This window comes from Dokdonella sp., assembly GCF_036518555.1.
Classification (GTDB): Bacteria; Pseudomonadota; Gammaproteobacteria; order Xanthomonadales; family Rhodanobacteraceae; genus Dokdonella_A.
The window spans coordinates 1-2,716 of the sequence record NZ_DATDMY010000316.1 but is presented as its reverse complement, the minus strand read 5'-3'; the positions used below and the strand labels follow the sequence as shown (position 1 = coordinate 2,716).

Genomic DNA, 2,716 nt, shown 5'->3' with positions numbered 1-2,716 from the left:
CGCGGGCGTCGGCGTGCCGCAGATCTCCGCGGTCGGCATGGTCGCGAAGGCGCTCGAAGACAGCGGCGTCGGCCTCATCGCGGACGGGGGCATCCGTTACTCGGGCGACATCGCGAAGGCGATCGCGGCCGGTGCGGATTGCGTGATGATCGGCGGCATGTTCGCGGGCACCGAGGAGGCGCCGGGCGAAGTCGAGCTGTACCAGGGCCGTTCGTACAAGAGCTACCGCGGCATGGGTTCGCTCGGTGCGATGGAGAAAGGATCGAAGGACCGCTACTTCCAGGACGAAGCGGACGCCGACAAGCTCGTGCCCGAAGGCATCGAAGGGCGCGTGCCGTACCGGGGCCCGCTGCGCAACATCGTGCACCAGCTCGCGGGCGGCCTGCGCGCATCGATGGGCTACGTCGGTTGCGCGACGATCGAGGCGATGCGCACCCAGCCGCAGTTCGTGCGCATCACGAGCGCGGGCGTGCGCGAGTCGCACGTGCACGACGTGACGATCACCAAGGAAGCGCCCAACTACCGCCTGGATTGAACGTGCACGCCACGCCGATGCTCCTCGCCGCGTTGCTCGCCACGCCGTGCAGCGCTGCCAGCGGCGAACCACCGACGCAGTTGCGCATCGAGCTCGACGGCAAGCCGTACGTGACCACTGCCGGTGCTTCGGTCGAGGTCGAAGTCGGCGGGCGCAAGGCGACCTTGCGCATCGACGAGCTGCCGTGGCGGCATTTCATGCAGGGCTCGCTGCAGTTCGACTACCCGCGCCACTTCCCGTGGGAATCCGACCCGGCGCCGCCGCGCAGCTGGACGCTCGACGGCAACGACGCCGTGATCATGGTGTTCGAAAACGCCGGCCCGAAGCGCAAGCCGGAAGACGTCGCCGCCGGCATCGAGAATTCGATCGCGCCGGGCGTCCGGCCGCAGCGTGCGAAAGCGGTGCTCAGGACCACGAAGTCCGGCACGCTGACCGGCGTCGCGTCGACGCTGACGATCGCCGGCAATCCGATCGCCAACGAAGTCTTCGCGCTCGACGGGGACGACGCTTCCTGGCTGCTCGTGCTGCAGGATTCACTCGATGGGCACGGCGACCACAGTTCCGAGTACATCGAGATGCGCACGCGCCTCTCCGCAACCCTGGAGTTCTGATCCTTGGACCGCATCCATCGCGACCGCATCCTCATCCTCGACTTCGGCGCCCAGTACACCCAGCTGATCGCGCGACGCGTGCGCGAGCTCGGCGTCTACTGCGAGATCTGGGCCTGGGACCACGACCCGGCCGAGATCGCCGCCTGGGGCGCGAAGGGCATCATCCTCTCCGGCGGGCCCGAGTCGACCACGCTCGAAGGCGCGCCGAAGGCGCCGCAGGCCGCATACGACAGCGGTTTGCCGATCCTCGGCATCTGCTACGGGATGCAGACGATGGCCGCGCAACTCGGCGGCGCGACCGAAGCGGCCGACGCGCGCGAGTTCGGCCATGCGCGCGTCGAGATCGTCGCCGACGACGCGCTGCTCGCAGGTTTGACCGACCACGCGCCCGCGCGCGCGCTCGACGTCTGGATGAGCCACGGCGACCACGTCGCCGCCGCACCGCCCGGGTTCGTCGTCACCGCGAAGACCGACCGCATCCCGGTCGCGGCGATGGCGAACGAGGCGAAGCGCTGGTATGGCGTGCAGTTCCATCCGGAAGTCACGCACACCAAGCAGGGCAGTGCGCTGCTGAAGCGCTTCGTGGCCGACATCTGCGGCTGCGAAACGCTGTGGACCGCGGCGAACATCATCGAGGATCAGGTCGCGCGCGTGCGCGCGCAAGTCGGCGACGACCGCGTGCTGCTCGGCCTGTCCGGCGGCGTGGATTCGTCCGTCGTCGCCGCGCTGCTGCATCGCGCGATCGGTGACCGGCTCACCTGCGTGTTCGTCGACACCGGACTGCTGCGCTGGCAGGAAGGCGACCAGGTCATGGCGACGATGGCCGAGCACATGGGCGTGCGCGTGGTCCGCGTGAATGCGGCGGATCGCTTCTTCGCCGCGCTCGCGGGCGTCGAGGACCCCGAGGCGAAGCGCAAGATCATCGGCCGCCTGTTCATCGAGGTGTTCGACGAGGAATCGCACAAGCTCGACGGGGTCAAGTGGCTCGCCCAGGGCACGATCTATCCCGACGTGATCGAGTCGGCCGGCAGCAAGACCGGCAAGGCGCACGTGATCAAGTCGCACCACAACGTCGGTGGCTTGCCCGAGCAGATGAAGCTCGGCCTGGTCGAACCGCTGCGCGAGCTGTTCAAGGACGAAGTGCGCCGCATCGGCGTCGAACTCGGCCTGCCGCGCGCGATGGTCTACCGCCATCCGTTCCCCGGCCCCGGGCTCGGCGTGCGCATCCTCGGCGAAGTCAGGCGCGAGTACGCGGACATCCTCGCGCGCGCGGACGCGATCTTCATCGAGGAACTGCGCAAGGCCGACCTCTACGACCGCACGAGCCAGGCGTTCGCGGTGTTCCTGCCGGTGAAGTCGGTCGGCGTCGTTGGCGACGCGCGAGCGTACGAGTGGGTCATCGCGTTGCGCGCGGTCGAGACGATCGACTTCATGACCGCCCACTGGGCGCACCTGCCGTACGACTTCCTCGACCACGTGTCGCGGCGGATCATCAACGAGATCCCGCACGTGTCGCGCGTCGTCTACGACATCAGCGGCAAGCCGCCCGCGACGATCGAGTGGGAGTGAC

Annotated in this window: 3 protein-coding genes; all 3 read left to right on the top strand. The window is 68.6% G+C overall.

The features are described 5' to 3' along the window. Positions 1 to 535 (top strand): IMP dehydrogenase (locus VI238_RS17005; RefSeq protein WP_331653511.1); only part of this gene is annotated, 535 nt, incomplete at its 5' end. 2 nt (positions 536 to 537) lie between these two features. After that, on the top strand, positions 538 to 1,146 hold the full coding sequence (locus tag VI238_RS17000; RefSeq protein ID WP_331653509.1) for a hypothetical protein: 609 nt from the start codon (positions 538 to 540) through the stop codon (positions 1,144 to 1,146). Between the two features lie 3 nt (positions 1,147 to 1,149). After that, positions 1,150 to 2,715 (top strand): glutamine-hydrolyzing GMP synthase, encoded by a 1,566-nt coding sequence (gene guaA / locus VI238_RS16995; RefSeq protein WP_331653507.1) that lies wholly within the window; start codon positions 1,150 to 1,152, stop codon positions 2,713 to 2,715. Position 2,716 lies beyond the last annotated feature (1 nt).